Genomic DNA, 24,295 nt, shown 5'->3' on the forward strand with positions numbered 1-24,295 from the left:
TCATCCCCCGGTGACGGCGGACCCGCATGCTCCGGATCCGCGGACACCGGACCCGCGGACACCGGACCCCGCGGGCCCGAGCGCGCGCGAGCCGCCGATCGGGAGGTCCCAGAGGTCCTCCCGGGACAGCCCGGCCCGGGCCCAAGCCGCCCGGACCCGCTCCAGCGGCTCCGTCACCGGCTCCGCCGACAGCACGAACGTGCCCCAGTGCATCGGCGCCATGCGCCTCGCCCCGACGTCCCGGCAGGCCTGAACGGCCTCCTCCGGATCGGCGTGGACATCCCTCAGCCACCACCTCGGCGCGTACGCCCCGATCGGCAGCAGCGCCAGGTCGATCCCCGGATGGCGCCGCCCGATCTCCCCGAACCAGTGCCCGTACCCGGTGTCCCCGGCGAAGTACACCTTCCTCGGCGTCCCGGCGGCCCGCACGTCACTCAGCACCCATCCGCCCCACAGCGTCCGGCACGTGTCGAGCAGCGACCGCTTCGACCAGTGGTGCGCCGGGACGAAGTCGAACCGTACGCCGCCCAGTTCCGCGCACTCCCACCAGTCGAGCTCGGTGACCCGGCCGAAGCCACGGCGCCGGCACCAGCCGGCCAGGCCGGCCGGGACGAAGAGCGGGGTGTGCCGGGGCAGCCGCTTGAGGGTGGGGGCGTCGAGGTGGTCGTAGTGGTTGTGGCTGATCACCACCGCGTCCACCGGCGGCAGCTCCTCCCAGCACACGCCGACCGGGGTCATCCGCGCCGGGGTGCCGAGGATGCGCCGTGACCAGACGGGGTCGGTCAGGACGGTCAGGCCGCCGATCCGCAGCACCCAGCTGGCGTGGCCCGCCCAGGTGGCGCAGAGCGTCCCGGGGCCGGCCGGGGGCAGCGGGGCGGGGGCGTACGGGAGGTCGGGGATGCCGCGCAGCCCGTCGGGGCCGGGCCGGAACGCGCCCTCGCGCGCGAGCCGGGCGAAGGCACGTACCCCGGGCAGCGGCGTGGTCAGCCGGTCGGCGAAGGAGCGCGGCCAGCTCCGTACCTCGCCCAACGGCCGCGGTGCCGCTCGGCGCCGGCCGGTGCCCGGGCGGACCGCGACGGGCAGGGGTGCGTCCGCGAGGCCGGTGGGCGCGGGGCCCGGGGGTGCGGGGGTTTCCGTCTGATCCCTCATCAAGAGCTCTCCGTTCGCCGCACAGCGGGCTCGTCGTGTCGGGCAGGACAGGAGGTCGGGACGTCAGGAGCTCAGTGCGGCCAGGACCGATCCGAGGAGGTCCAGGGAGCCCCGTACGTGGGGGAGGCCGAGGGGGTCGCGCGCGGTGAGCGCGGCGAGCCGCTCCTCCGGGGTGGCGCCGAGCAGCGGGCCCGTCGACAGGCGGACCCGCAGCGCGCCCAGTTCGTCGGCGAAGCGCTGCCCGCCCGGGGTGGGCGCGCCGAGCCGGCCGCCCAGGTAGTCCTCCAGTTCCATCGCGTCGCGGACGCCCTGCCGGGCCAGCCCGGCGCGCAGCGGGGTCAGGTCGGCGTACAGGTGGCGCCCCGCCTGCGGCGGCCGGGCGAGCGCGCCGACGGCCAGCAGCTCCCGGTGGGCCGCCGCGGCGACCACCCCGTGCAGCGCCGCCGCCGCGTAGGCGCGCCCGGCGACGGCGTCGGGTTCGTCGAGCGCGTACGCCGCGGCCCCGGCGACCGGCCCCGCGACCATGGCCCCGGTCGCGGTGAGGACGTCGAGGGTGCGGGCCCGCAGCCAGGTGCCGCGCGGGGTGCCGGGGAAGCGGACCACGGCCGCCGGCCACCCGGCGGGCAGCAGCGCTCCGGACAGGTCGAGGAGTACGGCGGCCTGGTCGGGCAGCATCTCGGCCGGGCTCAGGACCAGGGTGTCGTGCGGCCGGTGCACGGTGTCGCGCCAGCTCTCGTCGCTGACGACGAACAGCCCGGCGTCCCCTGCGGCCTCGCAGGCCTCGCGCAGCATCTCGGGCGGGGGCACGGTCGCCGTCGGGTCGTCGGCCACCGACAGCAGCAGCACGCGCGGGTCGCCGCCCTCGGCGCGCACCCTCCGTACGGTCTCCAGCAGGGCGTACGGGTCCGGGATGCCGCCGCATTCGGCCGGGGTCGGCACGTGGTAGGCCCGCCGCCCCAGCAGCCGGACCTGCGGGGTCCACCATGCGGGACAGGGCCGGGGCAGCATCACGTCGCCCCCGTACGCGCCGAGCAGTGCCAGCAGCAGGGCGGGCGCGCCGGGCCCGGCGGCCACGTTCTCCGGCGCGGTGGGCAGCCCGCGGCGTCCCCAGTGCCGGCAGGCGGCCTCGCGTACGGGCTCCCCGCCGCCCGGGGGTTCGGGGGCGGAGCGCTCGGCGGCCGCGGCGATCACGGCGGTGAGCTCGGGGAGCACGGGCAGGCCGGGCTCGGGCGCGGGCGGCCCGTAGCGGACCGGACCGCGGCCCTCCGCCGTGCGCTGCATCCCCGGCACCTCGCCCTGCTTTCCCGTTCCGTACGCGTACTGCCGACCCGGCCCGAACATGCCCTTTATACGGCGATTCACGGGGGTACGCCTGTTGTCGTCCTTCGGCGGGCGGCGGAGGGCTCAGCCCTTCCTGCCCACCAGGGCCAGCAGCCGGGTCTGGGCGTTCGCGCCCGCCGGCACGTCCAGCGGCGCGGCGAACAAGCCGCTGGCCGCGAGCCCGTCGGCGTACGGCATGACCTCCTTGAGGGCGAACTCGACCAGCCCGTCCGGGAGCCGGTCGTCGGCGCCGATTCCCCGCGAGAGGTCCCAGGCGTGCACGACGCAGTCGGCGGTCAGCTCCGCGCAGTACGCCCGGCCCAGCGCGGGCCCGTACGAGAGCCTGACGGTGCGGTCCAGCGCCCCGGGCGCGGTGAACGCGGCGTGCGCGGCGCCCGACGCCCGCTCCCAGGCGGCGGCCGGGTCCTCGCCGAGCACGTCGCCGGAGAACGCGTCGCCGATCTCCTCGACGGTGCGCCCTTCGGTGACCATCGGCGGGATCCAGAGCTGCTCGCCGGTGACGTGGTTGACCAGGTCGCGGACGCTCCATTCCGTACAGGGGGTCGGTGCGCCCCATTGGCCGTCCGCGACGGCGCGCACCCGCTCTCCGAAGAACCGCAGGGCCTCGGCGTGCTGGTCGAGCAGCGTGTCCGGCATGGCTCTCACCGTCCTCTGCCAGGGGGCCGGATCTCTGGAGCCCACTGTCCTCGCGCCTCCCTCCCCCTGCCACCGACCTGCCCGCTCCCCTTGCCACACCAGCGTGGTGTCCATATACCAAAACGCATATCTCATCCACCGAACCGATCCCCTACGGTGATCACAACGCTTCAACGACGAGGAGGAGTCGGCACATGAGCACCGGGGAGACGAAGGAAACCGCCGTCTACACGCACGGGCACCACGAATCCGTACTGCGCTCGCACCGCTGGCGCACCGCCGCGAACTCGGCGGCGTACCTGATCGGCGAGCTGCGGCCGGGGATGTCGGTCCTGGACGTGGGCTGTGGTCCGGGGACCATCACGGCGGACCTGGCGGAACTGGTCGCGCCGGGCGGCCGGGTCACGGCGGTCGACGCGGCGGCGGACGTCCTGGGGCAGGCCGCGGAGTACGTGCGGGAGCGCGGCCTGGCCGACGCGGTCACGTTCGCCACCGCGGACGTCCACGCGCTGGACTTCCCGGACGGCTCCTTCGACGTGGTCCACGCCCACCAGGTGCTCCAGCACGTCGGCGACCCGGTCCGGGCCCTGCGCGAGATGCGGCGGGTGTGCCGGCCGGGCGGGATCGTGGCAGCCCGGGACGCCGACTACGCGGCGATGACCTGGTACCCGGCCGAGCCGGGCCTCGACGAGTGGCTGGGTCTGTACCGCCGCGTGGCCCGCGCGAACGGCGGCGAACCGGACGCCGGACGCCGCCTGCTGTCCTGGGCGAGGGCGGCCGGGTTCACGGAGGTGACCTCGTCGGCGACGGCCTGGTGCTACGCCACCGCGGAGGAGACGGCGTGGTGGTCCTCCCTGTGGGCGGACCGCACGACGGCCTCGGCGTACGCGTCCCTCGCGACCGACGCCGGCCACGCCACCCCGGCCGAACTGACCGCCGTCGCCGAGGCCTGGCACCGCTGGGCGGCCTCCCCGGACGCCTGGTTCTCGGTCCTGAACGGCGAGGTCCTGGCCCGGGCCTGAGCCGGGCCGGGGCGTGAGCCGGGCCGGCGGGCGGACCGGGGCGTGAGCCGGGCATGCCGGGCGGGCGGGCCCTACGTCGGCGGGCGCATGCGGAAGTTGTACGACGCGGGGAGCGGCCGGTGCGTTATGCGGGACCAGACCTCCGACAGGACCTCGTCACCCTCGCGCAGGTCCGGGAGTTCGAAGCCGTCCTCGAACACCCGGCGGGCCGCGCCCACATGGCCCTCCGCCGCCAGCAGCCGCGCGGCGAGCAGGCGGAAGCGGCCCTCCTCGCGGAGCGCCGGCCGCAGCCGGTCCCACACCGCCCGCGCCGCCGGCAGGCGGCCGGACGCCAGCAGCGTCGTCATCGCCTCCCGCCCCAGCGCGGACTCCGCGGCCGTCCACGGCTCGCCGCCCCGGCTCTCCTCGGCCAGGTCCTCGAAGGCCTCGGCGTACCGCTGCGCCGCCCGCGCCGGGTCACCGGCCAGCGCGTCCGCCACCGCCAGGCAGCGCAGCAGCGGCCACCGCGAGGGCGCCAGCGCCAGCCCGCGCTCCCAGCTGCGCACCGCCTGCGCCACGTCGCCCGCGTGCCACTGGGCCACGCCGAGGTGGTACTCGGTCAGCGGATCCGCCGGGGCCGTCTCCAGCATGTCCCGCCAGTGCGGGGCGACCAGGCTGGGCCCCGGCGGCGCCACCCGCCGCGGGGCGGGGAAGACCCCGGTGCGCCACAGTTCCAGCCAGGGCGCCTGGGCCTCGCCGAGCCCCGATTCCGGGAAGGGCGTGCCGGGCAGCTTGTGCCCGCCGCACAGCACCTCCAGCGCGCCCCACCCCGATCCCGCCGCCAGCCGCTCCCCGGGTTCGGTGTCGGCGGACCCGCGCCACGCCTCGTACGCCTCCTCGACCCGCTCCGGGGGCAGGGCGGCCGCCAGGGCCGTCTGCGCGGCGGAGCGGGCCGACGCCCAGTCGGGGCCGTGCACCGGTCCCGGGTCCGCGGCCAGCGGTCCGTACGCCTCCAGCCAGCTGAACTCCGCCCCGGCCTCCAGCCGTACGTGCTCCAGCTGGGTCCGGGCGAGGCCGGCCTGGACCTCGGCGTAGCCGCCGGTGCCGGGCTCGGTCAGCCACTCCTGCCAGCGCCGGCCGCCCTCCCCCGAGCCCCAGACGAACAGCTTGCGTCCGCGCAGCCGGGCCGTGGAGGTCTGGACGAGCCCGCGCCCCTCGGCGTCCAGCGAGGCGATCCACGGCCGGGCCCCGTCCGGGACCTCGTAGAAGAAGTCGGCCGGATACTCGCTGCGCAGCGGGTACGTACGGTCCTCGTCCTCCCACCGCGGCACCGGGATCCGCCGCAGCGCGCGCTCGTACCCGAAGTGCCAGGCTTCGTCGGCGGGGGCGAGCACCCGTGTGCCGGAGTCCTCCGGGACGGCGATGTTGGACCACCAGTACACGGGGGCGGCCCGCTCGTGCGGATTGCGGACGCGGACGCCGACGTACAGGAACTCCGAGTCCTCCGGCAGCCACAGGTCCACCTGGAACGGGAGGTCCCGCAGCCGCTCCCACTCCCAGAGCCGCACCATCACGCCCCCGTCGGGCGCCGGTACGAGCGCGGCGTGCAGCGGGGCGCAGGAGAGGGTGGTGTGGCCGGTGGCGCCGATGTTCCACTCGATGCCGCCCGAGAACCAGGCGCCGTTGAGGGCGAAGTTGGCGGGCTGGAACACCGGGTTGCGGTAGAGGAGTTCCCGCCCGGTGGGCAGGTGCACGAGCGAGTGGACGCGTCCGCCGAGTCCGGGCAGCACGGTGACGCGCAGGTGCGCGTTCTCGATGACGACGGCTTCGAACTCGCCTTCCTGCCTGCGCCGTCGGTAGCCGTCCCGCATCCGCACCGGCAGCAGCGAGCGCAGCGGCTCGTACCCGATCTGCCGGGCCATGTCGCGCGGCAGTCCCTCGCGCGAGCGTTCGTCCAGCGTGTGCGCGTCGGCGGGCGCGCGCAGTACGGGCAGCGGGTTCTCGGGGCCCAAGGGGGCTGCGGGCAGGTTCAGTACGGCGCGGCGGACGGTGGTGGCCATACGGGAAATGGAACACGCCGGGGCGGCCGGTGCACAGGGGTTCCGCGGATCATCACCGGTCAGGATTGCGCAAAGCCCTGGCCGGAGCGCTACGCGAACGCGCCGACGACCAGGTCCGCGAGCAGCGCCGCGGACCGCCCGTCCGGGTCGAGGTCCGGGTCGTAGACGGTGACGTTGAGGCCGACGCAGCGCGGGGAGCCCACCAGAACCGAGAGCAGTCCGGCGAGTTCGCCGGGGAGCAGGCCGCCGGGATCGGGGCTGTCGACGGCGGGCATCACGCCGGGGTCCAGCACGTCGGCGTCGAGGTGGACCCAGAACCCGTCGGTGTCCGGCGGGTGGAGGCCGACGAGCGCGGCGCGGGCCACGGCGCCGGCGCCGCGGGCCCGGATGTCCCCGACGGTGGCCGTGGAGATCCCCGCGGCCCGCAGCTCGGGCAGGTCCCCGTCGCCGTCGCGCAGTCCGAAGAGCCGTACGTCCTCGTCCCGGAGGTAGGGCCCGCGCCCTTCCAGGTCGGCGAGGCCGGCCTGGCCGCGGCCGGTGGCGAGGGCCAGCTCCTCCCCGGCGGCCGCTCCGACGGGCCCGTTGACGGCTTCGTTGCCGGGGTGGCGGAAGTCGGCGGAACCGTCGATCGCGGCCAGTCCGTACCGTCCGACGCGGCGCATGGCGAGACTGGCGCCGAGCTGGATCGAGCAGTCCCCGCCGAGGACGACGGGGAACTCCCCGGCGCGCAGGTGCTTTTCGATCCGGTCGGCGAGGGCGAGGGTGTAGGCGGCGAGGGGGCCGGCGTGGAAGACCCCGTCGCCCTCCCGCCAGTTGCCGCGGTCGTAGCGCGGCGGCACGACCACGCCGCCCTCGCGGGCGCCGAGCCGGCTCAGCAGGCCCTGCTCGCGCAGCGCGCCCGCCAGTTTGTAGACGCCGGGGACGGTGGCGGGTGCGGGCGGGCGCAGCCCCAGATTGGACGGGGCGTCGAGGAGCACCAGGTTTCGCATCTCCTCATCCTGCGCGATCAGCGGCCGCAGGACCAGACATTTCGGCGGTGATCGCCCAGCGTTCGTGGTCGCGCCAGGACCCGTCGACGAAGAGGAACTCCGGCGAGAACCCCTCCTTCCGGAACCCGGCCCCGCGGACCAGCGCGAGGGAGGCCGCGTTCCCCGGCTGGACGTTGGCCTCCAGCCGGTGCAGCCCGAGGCCGCCCTCGTCCTCGGGGGCGAAGGCCTGCACCACCACGAGCCCCAGCGCCTCCCGGAACAGGCCGCGCCCGGCGGCGTGCGCGAAGGCGCCGTAGCCGAGCGCACCGCAGTCGAAGGCTCCGTTGACGATGTTGTTGATGTTGACGAAGCCCGCGATGGCCCCGGTACCGCGCTCGCAGACCAGGAAACCCACCCGGCCGGTGCCCTCGATGAGCGGGGTCGCGTAGGCCTCGTACTCCTCGGTCGTCGCCGGCGGGGAGAGCCAGGGGTGGTGGAGGTGGCGGCTCTCGTGCACGCGCGCGGTGAACTCGGGGCCGTCGGCGAGCCGGAAGGGCCGCAGCCCGACGTGCTCGCCCTCGCGGAGGTACGTCGAAAATGACATCCGCCCAGGCTATGAGCTGTGGCAGGCTCCGCCGCGTGATCATCGACCTTGACACCGAAGAACTGCTGCGCGCGGCGGTACGCAACAACGCCGAGTGGTGCGCGGCGGTCAGCGGCGGCGGCACGTTCGCGGCCGACGCCTGGACCAGCGCGCGCCGCACCCCGCCGTACTACCCCGACGGCGTGACCCTGACCCGGGGGGCCTCGGCGGACGAGCTGCTGGCCGGGATGGACACCGATTCCCCCGGCTGCTCGGTCAAGGACAGCTTCGCCGCGCTGGACCTGGCTCCGGCGGGGTTCGAGGTGCTGTTCGGCGCCGAGTGGATCCACCGGCCGGGGGACGCGGCGGTACGGGACGCGCCGGCTCCGGACGCACCGGTACGGGACGCGCCTGCTCCGGTCGCACCGGCTCCGGTCGTGCCCTCCCCCGCCCTGGCCTGGACCCGCGTCACCGGCGCCGGGGAGCTGGCCGCCTGGGAGGCGGCGTGGAGCGGCGGGGAGAGCACCGGCCTGTTCCGTCCGGGCCTGCTCACGCCGGAGATCGCCTTCCTCGCCGGGCGGGCGGCCGACGGGCGCATCGTCGCCGGGGCCGCCGCCCACCGTACGGGCGCCGTCGTCGGCCTCTCCAACGTGTTCACGGCGGACGGCGCCCCCGGCGGCGAGGCCTGGGGGGGCGCGCTCGCGGCGGTCGCCCGCCTCTGGCCCGGCCTCCCGGTCGTCGGCTACGAGTCCGGGGACGACCTGGACACGGCCCTCCGGCACGGTTTCACCCCGCTGGGCCCGCTCCGCGTCTGGCTGCACACGGCGTAGCGCGGCCCGGCGGGTCCGGAGGCGGCCCGGCGGCCCCCCTCCGGACCCGCTGCTAAAATTGGGTGATTCTGCCCAAATCGGGTTGGGGTGAGTGCATGAGGTCCTCCCGAGCACGCCGGCGCACGGTCTTGCTGGCACCCTGCATCGCCCTCCTGATCGCGGGGGGCGGCCCTCCGCTCGGCGCGGCCGCCGCCGTGGCACGCGCCGACCCGTCGCCCACTCCCGTTCCCGCGGCGACGATGACCGCCCCCGCCCCCACCCGTATCCCGCCGCCCCTCAAACCGATCGAGCCGGCCGCCTTCCAGGCCACCGTCGACCGCGCGGCGAAGAAGCTGATGGTGCCCGGCGCGGTGGTGCTGCTGCGCACCCCGCAGGGCACGTACCGGGCCGTCGTCGGCACGTCGGAGCTGGGCCAGACCACACCGCCCGGCACGGACGACCACTTCCGGATCGCCTCCAACACCAAGACCATGACGGCAGCGCTGATCATGCTCCTCGCCCGGGAGGGCAAGCTCCGGCTGAACGACCCGGTGTCCGCCTACGTCCCGGGGGTGCCGAACGGCGCGCACATCACCCTGGCCGAACTGCTGAAGATGCGCAGCGGGCTCTACAACTACACCAACGCACCCGAACTCGCGGCGGCGCTGGACGCCGACCCCGGCAAGGCCTGGACCCCGCAGCAGGTCCTGGCCATCGCCTACCGGCACCCGCCGAACTTCGCGCCCGACGCGTCCTACGAGTACTCCAACACCAATTACGCCCTGCTGGGCCTGGTCGCCGAGAAGGCCGGCGGCCGGCCCCTGGCCCAGCAGTTCCGGGACCGGCTGTTCACCCCGCTGGGCATGAAGGGAACGCTGCTGCCGGCCGCCGACGACCGGTCGCTGCCCGAGCCCTCCGCGCACGGCTACATGTACGGCGGTACGGCCTACGCCCTGGCCGACGACCCGTACTCCCCCGCGATGCGCGAGGCGGCGCGGACGGGGAAGCTGCGGCCCCTCGACTACACCCGGCAGAACCCCTCCTACGCCACCGCCGCGGGCGGGGCCGTCTCCACCGCCGACGACCTGGCCACCTGGATCCGCTCCCTGGTGAGGGGCGGGGTGCTGGACCCCGCGTCCCAACAGCAGTGGCTCCGCAGCCCGCAGGCCGAGGACCCGGCCGCGCCCGACGGCCAGAAGTACGGCTACGGCATCGCCTACCAGCGCTTCGGCCCGAACTCCGCGATGTACTACCACGGCGGTGAACTCCCGGGCTTCAACTCCTTCATCGGCCACGACCCGGCCAACGACGTCACGCTCGTGATCTGGACGAACCTGACCCTGTCCCCCGACGGCCGCACCACCGCCCAGGCCCTGCTGCCCACCGTGCTCAACCAGATCTACACCGGCCTCGACCTCCCCACCGGCTAGGCCTCTTCGACCTCGTCGGTGGCGTCGGTGACATCCGCAGCGTCGGCGGCGGCCGGGCTCGGCTCCAGGACCAGGCGCGGGACGTCCGTCCGTTCGATGCCGAACACCTGGGCGTACAGGGAGAGTTCCGCCTCCAGTGCGCGGATCATGGTCTCCGCCCGCCGGAAGCCGTGGCCCTCGCCCTCGAAGGCGACGTACGCGTGCGGCACCGGCCGGCCCCGCAGCGCGGCCAGGAACCGCTCCGCCTGGGAGGGCGGGCAGACCGGGTCCTCCAGTCCCTGGAGCAGTACGAAGGGCGCCGTGATCCGCCCGGCCCGGGCCAGCGGCGAGCGCTCGCGGCACCGTACGGCCAGGGTCTGCGGGGATCCGGCCAGGCCGTCGATGTAGTGGGACTCCAGGTCGTGGGTCTCCTCGGCGAAACCCAGCAGGTCCAGCACGGGGTAGATGACCGTCCCGCAGGCGTACAGGTCGGTGGCCGCCAGCGAGGCCGCCGCCGTCCAGCCGCCCGCGCTGGCGCCCCGGATGGCGAGCCGGGCCCGGTCCGCGGTGCCCTCGGCGGCCAGGGCCCGGGCCACCGCCGCGCAGTCCTCCACGTCGACGACGCCCCACTGCTCGCGCAGCCGCTCCCGGTAGGCGCGCCCGTAGCCGCTGGAGCCGCCGTAGTTCACCTCGGCCACGCCGATGCCGCGCGAGGTGAAGTACGCGATGTGCAGGTCGAGTACGGGCGGCACGTGGTCGGTGGGGCCGCCGTGCGCCCACACCACGTACGGGGGCAGTTCGTCGGCGGGGGCCCGGCGCGCGGGGTGGTGCGGCGGGTAGATGTGGGCGTGGATCTCCCGCCCGCCCGGGCCGAGGAAGGTCCGGCTCTGCGGTTCGGGGTAGTAGGAGGGGTCCACCGGGTCCACGCCGGCGGCGCCGACCACCCGCGCGTGCCCGTCCTCGACGTCGAGCTCGACGACCTCGTAGGCGCTGCGCGGGCTGGCCGCGACCCCGTAGACGCGGTTGCCGTACGCGGCGAGGGTCGGCTGCCAGGCCGTCCACGGTCCGGCGGCGTCCACCAGGTCGCCGCTCTCCGGGTCGAGGACGCCGAGCACGGAGGAGCCCTGGCCGTGCAGGACGGCGACGAGCCCGCCGGGGAGCGGGGCCAGCCAGCTCAGCCCGGGCTTCCACAGGGGGCCGCCGAACTCCTCCTCGCGCGGGCACAGGTTGACGGCCTCGCCGGTCACCGGATCCACCCGGTACGGGTTCCACCAGCCGCTGCGGTCGCTCACGGCGAGGAGCGCCCCGCCCGAGCTCCACTCCACCTGGGCCACGGACTCCTCCGGGCCGCCGAGTACGGTGCGGGCCCCGGCCAGCGTCCCGTCGGGCCCGACCTCGGCGAGCCGTACCTCGGTGCCGTCCCACGGCATCCGGGGGTGGTCCCACACCAGCCAGGCCGCCCGGAGCCCGTCGGGGGAGAACCGCGGCCCGGTGGTGAACCGGTGCCGGTCGTCGGTGAGTTCACGGACGAGCGACCGGTCCTCGGCGGCCGAGCCGTCCAGCGGTACGGCGGCCAGCACCCGGCGTACGTCGGTCGGCGCGGGCCCGGTGAACTCCTCCAGCACGCACCAGACTTCGCCGTCGCGCAGGACGGGGTCCGCCCAGCGCAGTCCGCCTCCGACCGCGGAGAGGGGGGTGAGGGGCCGCGGCTCGCGGCCGCCGCCGGGCGCGTCGGGCTCGTACGCGTACATCCGCTGGTCGGCGAAGTGGACGAACACCAACAGGGGCCCGCCCGAGGGCCGTTCGGTACCCGCCCAGGGCCGGCCGCCGTACTCGGTGACCCGGCTGCGGACGTTCCACGGGGCCGGCAGCACCGCGGTCTCGGGGCCGCCGTCCGCGGGCCGGCGCACCAGGGCGCGGCGGCCGCCCTCGGCCGGGCGGGGCTCGGTCCACCACACCTCGGGGCCGACGGTGCCCACGTACTCGGGCCGCCCGTCGAGCGAGGCGGCGACGGCCGCGTCGAGGGGCGAGGGCCAGCTGCCGTAGGGCCCGGTCGGCACCGCCATCACCGGCTCACCATCACAGGGTCCGCAGGGCGTGGTCGAGGACGCGTACGCCGAAGTGCAGGGCTTCGACGGGGACCCGCTCGTCCACACCGTGGAAGAGGGACCAGTAGTCGAAGCCGGGCGGCAGCTTCAGCGGGGAGAAGCCGTATCCGGTGATCCCGAGCCGGGAGAACTGCTTGGCGTCGGTGCCGCCCGCCATGCAGAACGGCACCACGTGCCCGTCGGGGTCGAAACGCTCCACGGCCTCGCGCAGGATCCCGAACGTCCGTCCGTCCACGGGGGCTTCGAGGGCCACCTCCCGGTGGTGGAACTCCCAGGTGACGTCGGGGCCGGTGAGCTCGTCGAGGGTGGCGATGAACTCCGCCTCGGTGCCGGGCAGCATCCGGCCGTCCACGTACGCGGTGGCCGTGCCCGGGATGACGTTGAGCTTGTAACCGGCGCTGAACATGGTCGGGTTGGCGCTGTTGCGCACGGTCGCCTCGACGAGCAGACCGGCCGGGCCGAGCTTGCCGAGGACCGCGTCGAGGTCGAAGCCGCGGGCACCGGGGTCGACCGACAGGCCCTGGAGGGCCGCGAGTTCGGTGATGCAGGCGGCGACCGTGCCGGTGAGCCGTACGGGCCAGCGGTACTCGCCGATCCGGGCCACGGCGCCGGCCAGCCGGCTGACGGCGTTGGCCCGGTTGGGCTTGGAGCCGTGTCCCGCCGTGCCGTGGGCCGTCAACTTCAGCCAGGCGGTGCCGCGTTCACCGGCCGCGATCGGATAGAGGGCCTGGCCGGGGCCGTTGTGCACGGTGAAGGCGCCGGACTCGCTCAGCCCCTCCGTACAGCCCTCGAAGAGGTGCGCGTACTGGTCGGCGAGGAACCCCGAGCCGTCGACCGCGCTGTCCTCCTCGTCCGCCGTGTAGGCGATCACGATGTCCCGGCGCGGCTTGACCCCGGCCCGCGCCCAGGACCGTACGACGGCCAGCACCATCGCGTCCATGTTCTTCATGTCGACGGCGCCGCGTCCCCAGACCACCCCGTCGCGGACCTCCCCGGAGAAGGGGTCCACGCTCCAGTCGGCGGCCTCGGCGGGGACCACGTCGAGGTGGCCGTGGACGAGGAGGGCCTCGGCGCCGGGGTCGGCGCCCTCGATCCGGGCCACCACGTTGGTGCGGCCGGGCGTGCGCTCCAGCAGGACCGGCTCCGCGCCGGCGGCGGCGAGCCGCTCGGCGACGTACTCGGCGGCGGGGCGCTCGCGGCAGTCGCCGCCGCCCCGGTTCGTGGTGTCGATGCGGATCAGGCCGGAGGTGAACGCGACGGCTTCGTCGAGCGCGACCTGGTCGACCGGGGACTCCTGGGTGACTGCGGGCATGTCAGCCATACTGCTCCTCCACGGCTGCCGAGACGACCGTCGTGACCGCCTTGAAGGTCCGGATCCCCTCGTACATCGTCTCGCTGGTGTACGCGACCCTGCGTTCCCCGAAGCGTTCGACGCCCGGGACGACGGTGGCGGCCATCGCCAGGTGCGCGGCGTCGAACTCCAGCTCCACGGTGTACGGGCCGCCGCGCACGGGATCCCGGCGCACGGCGAGGGCCGTGGCCTCCTTGGCGGCGGCCCGGATGTCGGCGGCGGTACGGGCCGGGGTGCGGCAGACGGCGGCGTAGCGGGAGACGTGGTCCTTGACCGCGACCTTCAGCGCGTCCGGCGCGTAGCCGTCGGCGTCGGCGCAGGTCAGGTCGTCGCCGGTGACGAGGATGACGGGCACTCCGTACTCGGCGACGACGTGCGCGTTCAGCAATCCCTCGCTCGCGCGGGCCCCGTTCAGCCAGACGCCGGTGATGGAGTTGGCGAGGTAGGTGTGGGCGAGGACTCCCTCGGAGCCGGCGCCGGTGTGGTAGCCGACGAACGCGACGCCGTCGACGTCGCCGTGCTGGACGCCCTCGACCATGGAGAGGGACTTGTGGCGGCCGGTGAGCATCTCGGCCCGCTCGTCGAGCTGTTCGAGCAGCAGGTTCCGCATGGTCCAGTGGGCCTCGTTGATGAGGACCTGGTCGGCGCCGCCGTCGAGGAAGCCGAGGACGGCCGCGTTCACGTCCGAGGTGAACATGGGGCGGCAGCGCTCCCACTGGGGGGTGCCGGGCAGGACGTCGGCGGGCCAGGTGACGCCCGTGGCGCCTTCCATGTCGGCGGAGACGAGGATCTTCATCGGGCCCCCCGGGCGGTCGGCTGCGCACGGCGCGTCGTCGCGGGGCGGCCGGCACGGACGGAACCGTCCGGGCGGGCCTCCACGCTGCTTCCGCGCAGAGTTCCAGCCTAGCCGCGCGGGCCCGCTCCGGCCCGGGGGCACGCCCGGGCCGGGGGCTCGCACCGGCCGGGAATTCCACCCGATCCGGTGAGCCGCCCGGTGCCGGCGGCACTGCCGACGGCAGTGCCGCGGCGGGGCAACCGCCGTGCTCAGCCCTCGACTTCGGCGGCCAGGTTGGCCAGCAGGGTGTCGTAGATGCGGCCGAGGCCCTTGGGGGCGAAGGTGCGCTCGAAGAAGCCGCCGATGCCGCCGGCGCCGTTCCAGACGGTGGTGACCACGGCCTTGGACTTGCCCTCGCCGGCCGGGGTGACGACCCAGGTGGTGACCATGGTGGAGTTGCGGTCCTTCTCCACGAGCTGGCCGTCGGTCGGCTCGGTGACCTCCAGCAGGCAGTCGCGCACGCGCTTGCTGGTGGCCTGGAGCTTCCAGTGGACGAGGGTGCCCTCGCCGTCGCCGCCCTCGCGCACCTCGTACTCGCTGAAGTGCTCGGGCAGCAGCTTCCCCCGGGTCCCGGTGTAGTCCGCCAGCGCGTCGAACACGGTCTCCGCGTCTGCCGCGATGATCCGCTCCGTGGTGGCCTCGACCTGCGCCATAGCTGTTCCTCCAGCAGTTGTGTCCGCTCGTCGCGGCAAGCCAACCACCTCCGGGGCACGCGCCCAAATCCGGGTCGGACGCGGCAGTGCCCGCGGACGGGAGGGGGCTCGGCCCGCGGGCGCCCCGGCCTCAGCCCTTCCCGAGCCCGCGGCGGCGACCGACCCGGACTCGGCCCGCACGATCATGGGAACGTTTGTTCTATTCTCGGGGCCGAGAGACCGAGGGAGGCGCTCATGCGCTGGGACAATCTGACGGGCGGGCCAGGGGCCCCCGACGCCGCAGGGGCGCTCTTCGGGGCCGCCTCCGTCGTCACCCGGACCTTCGACACCCCCGAGTTCCGCGGGATCACCTTCCACGAGGTCCGCGCCCGCTCGGTCCTCAACCGGGTGCCCGGCGCCTCGCGCATGCCGTTCGAGTGGACGGTCAACCCGTACAGGGGTTGCAGCCACGCCTGCGTGTACTGCTTCGCCCGCAAGACCCACAGCTACCTCGACCTCGACACCGGCATCGGCTTCGACTCGCAGATCGTCGTCAAGACCAACGCCCCCGAGCTGCTGCGCCGCGAACTCGCTTCGGGCCGGTGGACCGGCGCGCACATCGCCATGGGCACCAACGTCGACTGCTACCAGCGCGCCGAGGGCCGCTACCGGCTGATGCCCGGGATCATCGAGGCCCTGCGCGACCGGGCCAACCCCTTCTCCATCCTGACCAAGGGGACGCTGATCCTGCGCGACCTCCCGCTCCTGCGGCAGGCCGCCGAGGTCGCGGACGTCGGCATCTCCGTCTCCGTCGGCTTCACCGACACCGCCCTGTGGCGGACCGTCGAACCCGGTACGCCCTCCCCCGCCGCCCGGCTGGGAGCCGTACGGACCCTCACCGACGCCGGGATCGAGTGCGGGGTGCTGATGGCCCCGGTGATCCCCTTCCTCGGGGACTCCCCCGAGGAGCTGCGGGCCACCGTCCGGGCCGTCGCCGAGTCCGGTGCGACCTCCGTGACACCCCTGGTACTCCATCTGCGGCCGGGCGCCCGCGAGTGGTTCACGGCGTGGCTGGGGGCCCACCACCCCCACCTCGTCGAACGGTACGAGCGGATGTACGCGAGCGGCTCGTACGCACCCACCTGGTACCAGCGGCAGATCACCCGCCAAGTCCACGAACTCGCCGCCGAATTCGGCATCGGCCCCTCCCGGCGGGGCGCGGCCCGCAGGATCCCCCTCCCCGAACGCCCCGCCGGACCCGCGCCCGCCGATCCGGTGCAGCTCAGCCTGCTGTGACCTCGTACGGCCCCTGAAAGCTCATCACATCGGGCCAATCAGCGGCCCAATCCCGCCTTCCCGGCGTGGTTTCCGGGACGATTCCGCCCAGAACCCTCGGCTGGGAGGCCCCATGCTGCACCCTGCGAAGAAGCGCGGCCCGCTGACGAAGCGCGCCGCCGTCCTGCTGTCGGTCGCCACGGCGACCGTGGCCGCCGTCGTCACGAGCCCGGCGGGCGCCACGCCGTCGGCCGCCGCGCCGGTCGCCGCGCCCGCCGCGCTGCGCTGGACCGGCTGTGCGACCCCGCGCTATCCGACGCTGCAGTGCGCCTCCCTCAAGGTCCCGCTCGACCACGACCACCCGGCCGGCCGGCAGATCTCCCTGGCCCTGACCCGGGTCCCGCACACCGCCGCCACCTCGCAGGGCCCGCTGCTGGTCAACCCCGGCGGGCCCGGCGGCAGCGGCCGGAGCCTGGCCGGGTTCATCGCCTCCGCACTGCCGAAGGACGTGGCCGCCCAGTACGACGTGATCGGCTTCGACCCCCGCGGCGTCGGCAAGAGCGAGCCCACCCTCGACTGCGGGCCAGGCCACTTCACCCCCGTGCGCCCGGACTCCGTACCGCTCGACGCGCAGACCGAGCAGGCCAATCTGGACCGGGTGAAGTCCTTCGCCGAGTCCTGCCAGACCAAGCACGCGGACGTGCTCCCGTACATCGGCACCGTCTCCGCCGCCCGCGACCTCGAGGTGCTGCGCGGGGCCCTCGGCGCGGCGAAGCTCAGCTACTTCGGCTACTCGTACGGGACCTACCTGGGCGCGGTGTACGCCAAGCTCCACCCGGACCGGGTGCACCGCCTGGTCCTGGACTCCGTGGTCGACCCGGGCGGGGTCTGGTACGAGGACAACCTCGCGCAGGACCAGGCGTTCGACGCCCGGCACAAGTCCTTCCTGGCCTGGGTGGCCCAGTACGACGGGAAGTACGGGCTGGGCACCGACCCGGCGGGGGTCGAGGAGCGCTGGTACGCGATGCGCGACGCCCTGCGCGCGACGCCGGCGGGCGGCAAGGTGGGCCCGGCGGAGCTGGAGGACACGTACATGCCGGGCGGCTACTACAACGGCTACTGGCCGGTCCTCGCCGAGGCCTTCTCGGCGTACGAGGTGGCGAAGGACCCGAAGCCGCTGGTGGCGGCGTACGAGCGGTTCGGGGCGGTGGAGCCGTCCGCGGGCAACAGCTACAGCGTGTACACGGCGGTCCAGTGCCGCGACTCCGCCTGGCCGAAGGACTGGAACCAGTGGCGTGCGGACATGTGGCGCACCCACGCGAAGGCCCCGTTCATGACCTGGAACAACGCCTGGTACAACGCTCCCTGCGCGTTCTGGCAGACGGAGCCGCTGGCGGCGCCGGACGTGACCAACGCCTCCCTCCCGCCGGCCCTGCTGCTCCAGGCGACGGAGGACGCGGCGACCCCGTTCGAGGGGGCGCTGAGCATGAAGGGGAAGCTGAAGGGATCGGCGCTGGTGGTCGAGGAGGGCGGCGGCAACCACGGGGTCGCGCTCAGCGGCAACAAGTGCCTGGACGAGAAGGTGGCGGCGTACCTGCGGACGGGCCAGGCCTCGGACGCCACCTGCGCCGCCCAGCCGGCCCCGAAGCCGACCACGTCCACCCGTGCGGTCCCCGCGACCGCCGGCGGCACGGCCCTCCACGGCCTCCTGGGCTTCCGCGGCTGAGGATCAGGCCCGCTGCCGCATGTAACGGTTTGCGGCGCTTCGCCCGTCCCGTCCCCGGCACCTCGGTGCACGGGACGGGACGCGCGGACACGAGCTGGGGCACCTGCGGTGAAGAAGCTGATACCGCTGCCCGCCCGGCGGAAGGCAGCGGATCCAGCGGGCGGCGGACCGCCGCCGCCCGGCCGCCGCGCACGATGCGCCCGACGCGCCCGCAGCGCCCGATGCGGCCGCGCCCGGCGGGGTCCTGGGCCGGCGGGCGGAGGGCGCCGCGGGCCGCGAGCCCGTGGCCGCCCACGCACCGGGCGGGGCTTCAGCCTCCGGCTGACGGGACGGGCGGGGCCGGCAGGACCGCGAAGGCCTCCACCTCCAGCAGGAGCTCCGGGCGGACCAGGGCCGCGACCTGGACGGCCGAGGACGCCGGCAGCCGGTCGGCGGGGATGACGGCGTCGCGCGCCTCCCGGACCGCAGGGAGGTGGGCGATGTCGGTGACGAAGTACGTCAGCTTCACCACGTCGCCGAAGGTCGCCCCGGCCGCGGCCAGGCAGCGCCGGAGGTTCTCGAACACCTGGCGGGCCTGCGCGGCGGCGTCGCCCGCGCCGACGATCCGGCCCTGTTCGTCGAAGGCGCACTGTCCGGAGACCGCGATGAAGCGCCCGGTGCCCCAGGCGACGTGGCTGTAGCCCGTGCCGGGGTGGACTCCTTCCGGCGCGGCTATGCGGGTGATGTGGCGGTCGTCATGGCCGTCGTCACGGCGGTGGTCATGGCTGTCGTCGGGCCTGGTCGTGAAGTCGATCATGCGGTCGATCATGTCAGCGCGGTCGCCGCAGTTTGCGCAGGGCCGCCGTCGCCGCCACCGCGAGGCGGGGGTGCGACTGGGCCTGGGTGAGGACCTCGCGGGCACGCGGGTCGGCGAGGGTGCCGAGGCCCTCGACGCAGGCCAGGGCCACCCGCCAGTAGGGCTCGTGCGGGGACAGCAGCCGGGACAGCGTGGCCATCAGGACCGGCGCCGATTCGGGGGCGCGCAGGGTCGTGAGGAGCCGTACGGGCTGGAGGGCGTAGGCCGTGCGCAGGGTGTTGGTGGTCAGGGCCGCCGCCGCGCGGGCGGTGCGCGGGTCGCCCAGGGCGGCGAGCGCCTCGGCGGCGGCCGCGCAGCGCGGCGGGTCCCGGTGGTTGAGGAGCAGCACCAGCGGCTCGAAGGCCCGCCGGTCGCCGGCCAGGCCGAGGCGGTACGCGGCCAGTTCGCGGGCCCACAGGGGCAGGCCGGCGGAGGTCAGGGAGGCGGCCAGCGCGTCGGGGTCCGCCGCGAGCAGTTCCTCGTACCGAGGGGATCCCCCCGACTCCCCCGACACGCCGGACACGCCGGACTCCCCGGACGCGCCGGTCTCCCCCGACTGCCCGGCTTCCGTTCGCAGGCGCTCCAGCACGTCGTTCACCCGGCCACCCTAGGGCGGCGCGGCCGCCGCCACGCCGGGTTTCCGCAGATGACTGATCGATGATCGATGATCGGTACATTTGGGCGGTACAGGTCACATCTCCGCGCTCTGGCGCGGCAGTTACCCGCGGGTTACGCTCCTTTCAACGTACGAGGCCGGCCTGGTGACGCAGCCGCCCCGTATCAGTCGGTTCGGTAGCTCCCACGACTCACGTGCACCAGCTACCTCTGTTGCCCTTCGTGTACGGCGTGGCCCCGGGACAGGGTCCGCCGTTCTCCGCCCCGCACTTCTTCGCGGGCCGGTTCTCCCGCCGCGCGTCGTGCGCCGTGCGGCGCCCTCAGTCGTCACCCTCTTCCACTGGAGTCCCGCGATGGACCTTCCGTCCACGTCCAGTCAGTCCACCGGCCGGCCCGCCTTCCAGACGATCGCCGTCGTCGGCCTCGGCACCATGGGCACCGGCATCGCCGAGGTCCTCGCCCAGGCCGGCCGCGAGGTCATCGGCATCGACATCAGCGAAGCCGCCACCCGCCGGGCCACCGCCGCCCTCGCGGCCGCCACGGCCCGCTCGGTGGCCCGCGAGCGCCTCACCGAGCAGGAGCGGGAGGGCGTGCTCGCCCGCTTCCGCACCTTCACCGAGCTGACCGCCGCGGCCGAGGCCGACCTCGTCATCGAGGTCGTCCCGGAGAGCTACGAGCTCAAGCAGCGCCTCTTCCGCGAGCTCGACGCGATCGTCCGCCCCGACACGATCCTGGCCACCGGCACCAACGCCCTCTCGGTGACCCGGCTCGCCGCCGAGTCGCAGCGCCCCGAGCGCGTCCTCGGCCTGCACTTCTTCAACCCGGCCCCGGCGATGAAGCTGGTCGAGGTGGTCTCCAGCGTCCTCACCGCCCCGCCGGCCGTCGAGGCGGTCACCGTGCTGGCCCGCGAGCTCGGCAAGGAGCCCGTCTCCGTCGGCGACCGCCCCGGCTTCGTCGCGGACGGCCTGCTCTTCGGGTACCTCAACCAGGCCGCCGCGATGTACGAGTCGAAGTACGCCTCCCGCGAGGACATCGACGCGGCGATGCGGCTCGGCTGCGGTCTGCCCATGGGCCCCCTCGCCCTGCTCGACCTGATCGGCGTGGACACCGCCCGGACCGTCCTGGAGGCCATGTACGCCTCCTCCGGCGACCGGCTGCACGCCCCGGCCCCGATCCTGGGCCACCTCGCCGAGGCCGGCCTGACCGGGCAGAAGTCCGGGCGCGGCTTCTACACGTACGGGGAGCCGGGCGGCTCCACGATCGTCCGCGACGCGCAGACCCCGCTGGACGGGGCCCGGCTCGGCGAGGGCCGCCCGGTCGCGAAGGTCGGCGTGGCCGGCTCCGGCACCATGGCGAGCGGTATCGCGCAGGTCTTCGCGCAGGCCGGCTTCGCGGTGGTGCTCGCCGCCCGCAGCCAGGAGAAGGCGGCCGCCGCGAAGGCCGCGATCGGCAAGTCCTTGGACCGTGCGGTGTCCAAGGGCAAGCTGACCGAGGAGAACGCGGCGCGGACGCTGGAGCGGATCAGCCCGGCCGGCTCGCTGGACGCCTTCGCCGACGTGGACCTGGCCGTGGAGGCCGTCGCCGAGGACCTGGCGGTCAAGCAGGAGCTGTTCGCCGCCCTCGACAAGGTCTGCAGGCCGGGCGCGGTGCTGGCCACCACGACCTCCTCGCTGCCGGTGATCGCGATCGCCCGCGCGACCTCGCGTCCGCAGGACGTGATCGGCATGCACTTCTTCAACCCGGCTCCGGCGATGAAGCTGGTCGAGGTGGTCCGGACCGTCCTGACCTCCGACGACGTGCACGCCACGGTCCGCGAGGTCTGCGTCAAGGTGCGCAAGCACCCGGTGGACTGCGGGGACCGGGCCGGCTTCATCGTGAACGCGCTGCTGTTCCCGTACTTGAACAACGCCGTGAAGATGGTCGAGCAGCACTACGCGAGCCTCGACGACATCGACGCGGCGATGAAGCTGGGCGGCGGCTACCCGATGGGGCCCTTCGAGCTCCTCGACGTCGTCGGCCTGGACGTCTCGCTGGCGATCGAGAAGGTGCTCCACAAGGAGTTCCGCGACCCCGGCCTGGCCCCCTCCCCGCTGCTGGAGCACCTGGTGGCGGCGGGCTGCCTGGGCCGCAAGACCGGCCGCGGATTCCGTGAGTACGCCCGCCGGTAAGCAGCGCCCTGGCCAGGTGCCCCCAGAGCCGGATGCGTGGGGAGGGTTGCTCGGGTCTGCCGCACCCTCACGGCAGACGAACCCTCCCGACGAGCACTGTGTGCCCAGTGCCGGCCCTCCCCCGCATCCACCACCGCCCCACCCCCCTCAGGCGCGCTCCCCCGCGCGAATGAAGTACTTTCGCTCTATGTCCCAGCCCGCCAAGACCTCGTCCCGCGCCGCCACGGCCTCCGACAGCACGGAGAGCGCGGCCGGCACCAAGGCGGCCGCCCAGCGTCTGAAGATGCGCCGCGAGCTCGCCGCCGCCGCCATGGAGCTGTTCGCGACCAAGGGGTACGAGGCGACGACGGTCGACGAGATCGCCGCGACGGCGGGGGTGGCGCGCAGGACCTTCTTCCGGCACTTCCGGTCCAAGGAAGAGGCGATCTTCCCGGACCACGACGACACCCTGACCAGGGCCGAGGCGGTGCTGGACGTGGCCCCGGCGCACGAGCACCCGCTCGACACGGTGTGCCGCGGGATCAAGGAAGTCATGAAGATGTACGCCGCGTCGCCGGCGGTGTCGGTGGAGCGCTACCGGCTGACCCGCGAGGTGCCGGCGCTGCGGGAGCGGGAGATCGCCTCGGTGGCCCGGTACGAGCGGCTGTTCACCCGCTATCTGCTGGCCCATTTCGACGAGACCGACCACCACGACGGCAATGACGACCCGCTGCTGGCGGAGGTGGCCGCCTCGGCGGTGGTGACGGCCCACAACCACGTGCTGCGGCGCTGGCTGCGGGCGGGGGGCCAGGGGGACGTGGAGGCGCAGCTGGACCACGCCTTCTCGATCGTGCGGAAGACCTTCGGCACCGGGATCGGCGCGGGCCGCACCCTGGGCGCGGCGCCGGCCCCGGCTCCGGCCGCGCCGGCGGAGGTCCGTACGCAGGGCGAGGTGCTGGTGGCGGTGGCCCGTACGGACGCCCCGCTCGACGAGGTCATGCGGACCATCGAGGAAGCACTCAGAAACAAGCAGTAGTCGCACACATCACAGTGGCCGCTCCCGTTCCGGGGGCGGCCGCTTTTATTTGTCCGACTTGCCCCTACTCACCGGTAACTCTGATCGATCATCGCTCATATGCGCAGGTCAATAGGCAAATGAGAGAAAGTTTTGGCACGCGGTGCCTTGCTGAGTGACACGGGGTGCCATACGTTGAATCTCGTCCGGATGTCCCCGCGGTCCACGCCCACTCGGCACGAACCGCGCCCCGGATGCCTGCGTCACCAGGCCGCGCGCACGCCCCACCACGGGCGTCGCGCCAGCACCACAGCTCCGCCGGACCGACGGCATTCGCAGCACCGCAGCACCACCCACACCACACCCGTTCCACGCACCCGCGTATCCCTCAGCGCACCCTCAGCGCTCGCCGGAGGCACACCGTGAAGGACATCCTGGACGCGATCCAGTCGCAGGCCGCAACGGCCGCCGACTTCGCGGCCCTGCCGCTCCCCGACTCGTACCGCGCGATCACCGTGCACAAGGACGAGGCGGAGATGTTCGCGGGGCTCACCACCCGTGAGAAGGACCCGCGCAAGTCCCTGCACCTCGACCAGGTCCCGGTGCCGGAGCTCGGCCCGGGCGAGGCCCTGGTGGCCGTCATGGCCTCCTCGGTCAACTACAACTCGGTCTGGACGTCGATCTTCGAGCCGGTGTCGACCTTCAACTTCCTGGAGCGTTACGGCAAGCTGAGCGACCTCAGCAAGCGCCACGACCTCCCGTACCACGTCATCGGCTCGGACCTCGCGGGCGTCGTCCTGCGCACCGGCCCCGGCGTCAACTCCTGGAAGCCGGGCGACGAGGTCGTCGCGCACTGCCTCTCGGTCGAGCTGGAGTCCTCCGACGGCCACAACGACACGATGCTCGACCCCGAGCAGCGCATCTGGGGCTTCGAGACCAACTTCGGCGGCCTCGCCGAGATCGCACTGGTCAAGTCCAACCAGCTGATGCCGAAGCCGGACCACCTCAGCTGGGAGGAGGCCGCCTCCCCCGGCCTGGTCAACTCCACCGCCTACCGCCAGCTGGTCTCCCGCAACGGCGCCGGCATGAAGCAGGGCGACAACGTCCTGATCTGGGGCGCCAGCGGCGGGCTCGGCTCGTACGCGACCCAGTTCGCACTGGCCGGCGGCGCCAACCCGATCTGCGTGGTCTCCAGCGCGCAGAAGGCGGACATCTGCCGCGCGATGGGCGCGACCGCGATCATCGACCGCAGCGCCGAGGGCTACAAGTTCTGGAAGGACGAGCACACCCAGGACCCCAAGGAGTGGAAGCGCTTCGGCAAGCGCATCCGCGAGCTGACCGGCGGCGAGGACATCGACATCGTCTTCGAGCACCCCGGCCGCGAGACCTTCGGTGCGAGCGTCTACGTCACCCGCAAGGGCGGCACCATCACCACCTGCGCCTCGACCTCGGGCTACATGCACGAGTACGACAACCGCTACCTGTGGATGTCCCTCAAGAAGATCATCGGCTCCCACTTCGCGAACTACCGCGAGGCGTGGGAGGCCAACCGCCTGATCGCCAAGGGCAAGATCCACCCCACGCTGTCCAAGGTCTACTCCCTGGAGGAGACCGGCCAGGCGGCCTACGACGTCCACCGCAACCTCCACCAGGGCAAGGTCGGCGTGCTCGCGCTGGCCCCCGAGGAGGGCCTGGGCGTGCGCGACCACGAGATGCGCGCGACGCACCTGGAAGCCATCAACCGCTTCCGCAACATCTGATCCGCCCGACCGTCTGAGATCGTTCAAGGGCCAAAGGGAC

20 protein-coding genes are annotated in these 24,295 nt (G+C 74.1%); 8 read left to right on the forward strand and 12 right to left on the reverse strand.

Annotated elements, in window-relative coordinates; genetic code table 11:
* The 3 genes from ADK52_RS11460 to ADK52_RS11470 all read right to left on the reverse strand — a co-directional run bounded on the left by ADK52_RS11460 (nucleotide 1) and on the right by ADK52_RS11470 (nucleotide 3,126).
* Nucleotides 1-1,149 (reverse strand): MBL fold metallo-hydrolase, encoded by a 1,149-nt coding sequence (locus ADK52_RS11460; RefSeq protein ID WP_078988249.1) that lies wholly within the window; start codon nucleotides 1,147-1,149, stop codon nucleotides 1-3.
* 63 nt (nucleotides 1,150-1,212) lie between these two features.
* Nucleotides 1,213-2,430 carry an aminotransferase class I/II-fold pyridoxal phosphate-dependent enzyme gene (locus ADK52_RS11465; RefSeq protein WP_053689716.1) on the reverse strand — a complete coding sequence of 406 codons (1,218 nt, stop codon included), beginning with the start codon at nucleotides 2,428-2,430 and terminating at the stop codon, nucleotides 1,213-1,215.
* Nucleotides 2,431-2,553: 123 nt separating this feature from the next.
* The gene (locus ADK52_RS11470; protein WP_053689651.1) at nucleotides 2,554-3,126 is read right to left on the reverse strand and encodes a TIGR03086 family metal-binding protein; all 573 of its coding nucleotides are present in this window, start codon (nucleotides 3,124-3,126) and stop codon (nucleotides 2,554-2,556) included.
* Nucleotides 3,127-3,320: 194 nt separating this feature from the next.
* Here ADK52_RS11470 and ADK52_RS11475 point away from each other — a divergent pair, with 194 nt between their 5' ends.
* A complete protein-coding gene (locus ADK52_RS11475) occupies nucleotides 3,321-4,148 on the forward strand; it encodes a methyltransferase domain-containing protein (protein ID WP_053689652.1) in 828 nt (275 codons plus the stop codon).
* Nucleotides 4,149-4,219: 71 nt separating this feature from the next.
* On the opposite strand, the gene ADK52_RS11480 is transcribed toward ADK52_RS11475, so the two are convergent.
* From ADK52_RS11480 to ADK52_RS11490, 3 genes are all read right to left on the reverse strand, one after another.
* Entirely contained in the window at nucleotides 4,220-6,187 is a 1,968-nt protein-coding gene (locus ADK52_RS11480; protein WP_053689653.1) for a DUF5107 domain-containing protein, read from the reverse strand.
* A gap of 89 nt (nucleotides 6,188-6,276) precedes the next feature.
* Nucleotides 6,277-7,176: an arginase family protein gene (locus ADK52_RS11485; RefSeq protein ID WP_053689654.1), complete on the reverse strand. Its 900-nt coding sequence runs from the start codon at nucleotides 7,174-7,176 to the stop codon at nucleotides 6,277-6,279.
* A gap of 4 nt (nucleotides 7,177-7,180) precedes the next feature.
* Nucleotides 7,181-7,759 carry a GNAT family N-acetyltransferase gene (locus ADK52_RS11490; protein ID WP_053689655.1) on the reverse strand — a complete coding sequence of 193 codons (579 nt, stop codon included), beginning with the start codon at nucleotides 7,757-7,759 and terminating at the stop codon, nucleotides 7,181-7,183.
* Between the two features lie 35 nt (nucleotides 7,760-7,794).
* Here ADK52_RS11490 and ADK52_RS11495 point away from each other — a divergent pair, with 35 nt between their 5' ends.
* Both ADK52_RS11495 and ADK52_RS11500 read left to right on the forward strand, forming a co-directional pair.
* Nucleotides 7,795-8,568, forward strand: a complete 774-nt coding sequence (locus ADK52_RS11495) for a hypothetical protein (RefSeq protein WP_420714847.1) — start codon at nucleotides 7,795-7,797, stop codon at nucleotides 8,566-8,568.
* Between the two features lie 95 nt (nucleotides 8,569-8,663).
* Entirely contained in the window at nucleotides 8,664-9,977 is a 1,314-nt protein-coding gene (locus tag ADK52_RS11500) for a serine hydrolase domain-containing protein (RefSeq protein ID WP_078988251.1), read from the forward strand.
* Here ADK52_RS11500 and ADK52_RS11505 read toward each other — a convergent pair.
* The 4 genes from ADK52_RS11505 to ADK52_RS11520 form a co-directional block, all read right to left on the reverse strand.
* Nucleotides 9,974-12,022, reverse strand: a complete 2,049-nt coding sequence (locus ADK52_RS11505; protein ID WP_053689657.1) for a prolyl oligopeptidase family serine peptidase — start codon at nucleotides 12,020-12,022, stop codon at nucleotides 9,974-9,976. The genes ADK52_RS11500 and ADK52_RS11505 overlap by 4 nt on opposite strands.
* A gap of 13 nt (nucleotides 12,023-12,035) precedes the next feature.
* Complete coding sequence (locus tag ADK52_RS11510) at nucleotides 12,036-13,385, reverse strand: M20/M25/M40 family metallo-hydrolase (protein ID WP_053689658.1); 1,350 nt, start codon at nucleotides 13,383-13,385, stop codon at nucleotides 12,036-12,038.
* Nucleotides 13,378-14,211, reverse strand: a complete 834-nt coding sequence (locus ADK52_RS11515) for a M55 family metallopeptidase (protein WP_053689659.1) — start codon at nucleotides 14,209-14,211, stop codon at nucleotides 13,378-13,380. The genes ADK52_RS11510 and ADK52_RS11515 overlap by 8 nt, the downstream gene beginning before the upstream one ends.
* Before the next feature lie 248 nt (nucleotides 14,212-14,459).
* Nucleotides 14,460-14,903 (reverse strand): SRPBCC family protein, encoded by a 444-nt coding sequence (locus ADK52_RS11520; RefSeq protein WP_053689660.1) that lies wholly within the window; start codon nucleotides 14,901-14,903, stop codon nucleotides 14,460-14,462.
* 234 nt (nucleotides 14,904-15,137) lie between these two features.
* Between ADK52_RS11520 and ADK52_RS11525 the strand changes: the two genes are divergently transcribed.
* Both ADK52_RS11525 and ADK52_RS11530 read left to right on the forward strand, forming a co-directional pair.
* Nucleotides 15,138-16,178, forward strand: coding sequence for an Rv2578c family radical SAM protein (locus ADK52_RS11525; protein ID WP_053689661.1), 1,041 nt, complete (start codon nucleotides 15,138-15,140; stop codon nucleotides 16,176-16,178).
* 112 nt (nucleotides 16,179-16,290) lie between these two features.
* The gene (locus ADK52_RS11530; protein ID WP_107090031.1) at nucleotides 16,291-17,883 is read left to right on the forward strand and encodes an alpha/beta hydrolase; all 1,593 of its coding nucleotides are present in this window, start codon (nucleotides 16,291-16,293) and stop codon (nucleotides 17,881-17,883) included.
* A gap of 310 nt (nucleotides 17,884-18,193) precedes the next feature.
* On the opposite strand, the gene ADK52_RS11535 is transcribed toward ADK52_RS11530, so the two are convergent.
* Together ADK52_RS11535 and ADK52_RS11540 are read right to left on the reverse strand one after the other, a co-directional pair.
* Entirely contained in the window at nucleotides 18,194-18,679 is a 486-nt protein-coding gene (locus tag ADK52_RS11535; protein ID WP_078988256.1) for a RidA family protein, read from the reverse strand.
* A gap of 13 nt (nucleotides 18,680-18,692) precedes the next feature.
* Nucleotides 18,693-19,241: an adenylosuccinate lyase gene (locus ADK52_RS11540; protein WP_053689720.1), complete on the reverse strand. Its 549-nt coding sequence runs from the start codon at nucleotides 19,239-19,241 to the stop codon at nucleotides 18,693-18,695.
* Between the two features lie 445 nt (nucleotides 19,242-19,686).
* Here ADK52_RS11540 and ADK52_RS11545 point away from each other — a divergent pair, with 445 nt between their 5' ends.
* From ADK52_RS11545 to ccrA, 3 genes are all read left to right on the forward strand, one after another.
* A complete protein-coding gene (locus ADK52_RS11545) occupies nucleotides 19,687-21,501 on the forward strand; it encodes a 3-hydroxyacyl-CoA dehydrogenase family protein (RefSeq protein WP_053689662.1) in 1,815 nt (604 codons plus the stop codon).
* A gap of 187 nt (nucleotides 21,502-21,688) precedes the next feature.
* Entirely contained in the window at nucleotides 21,689-22,516 is an 828-nt protein-coding gene (locus ADK52_RS11550; RefSeq protein ID WP_078988252.1) for a TetR family transcriptional regulator, read from the forward strand.
* A 401-nt stretch (nucleotides 22,517-22,917) separates the two neighbouring features.
* Nucleotides 22,918-24,255 (forward strand): crotonyl-CoA carboxylase/reductase, encoded by a 1,338-nt coding sequence (gene ccrA / locus ADK52_RS11555; RefSeq protein WP_053689664.1) that lies wholly within the window; start codon nucleotides 22,918-22,920, stop codon nucleotides 24,253-24,255.
* Nucleotides 24,256-24,295: the final 40 nt, after the last annotated feature.

It is taken from the genome of Streptomyces sp. WM6372 (assembly GCF_001279655.1).
Lineage (GTDB): Bacteria > Actinomycetota > Actinomycetes > Streptomycetales > Streptomycetaceae > Streptomyces.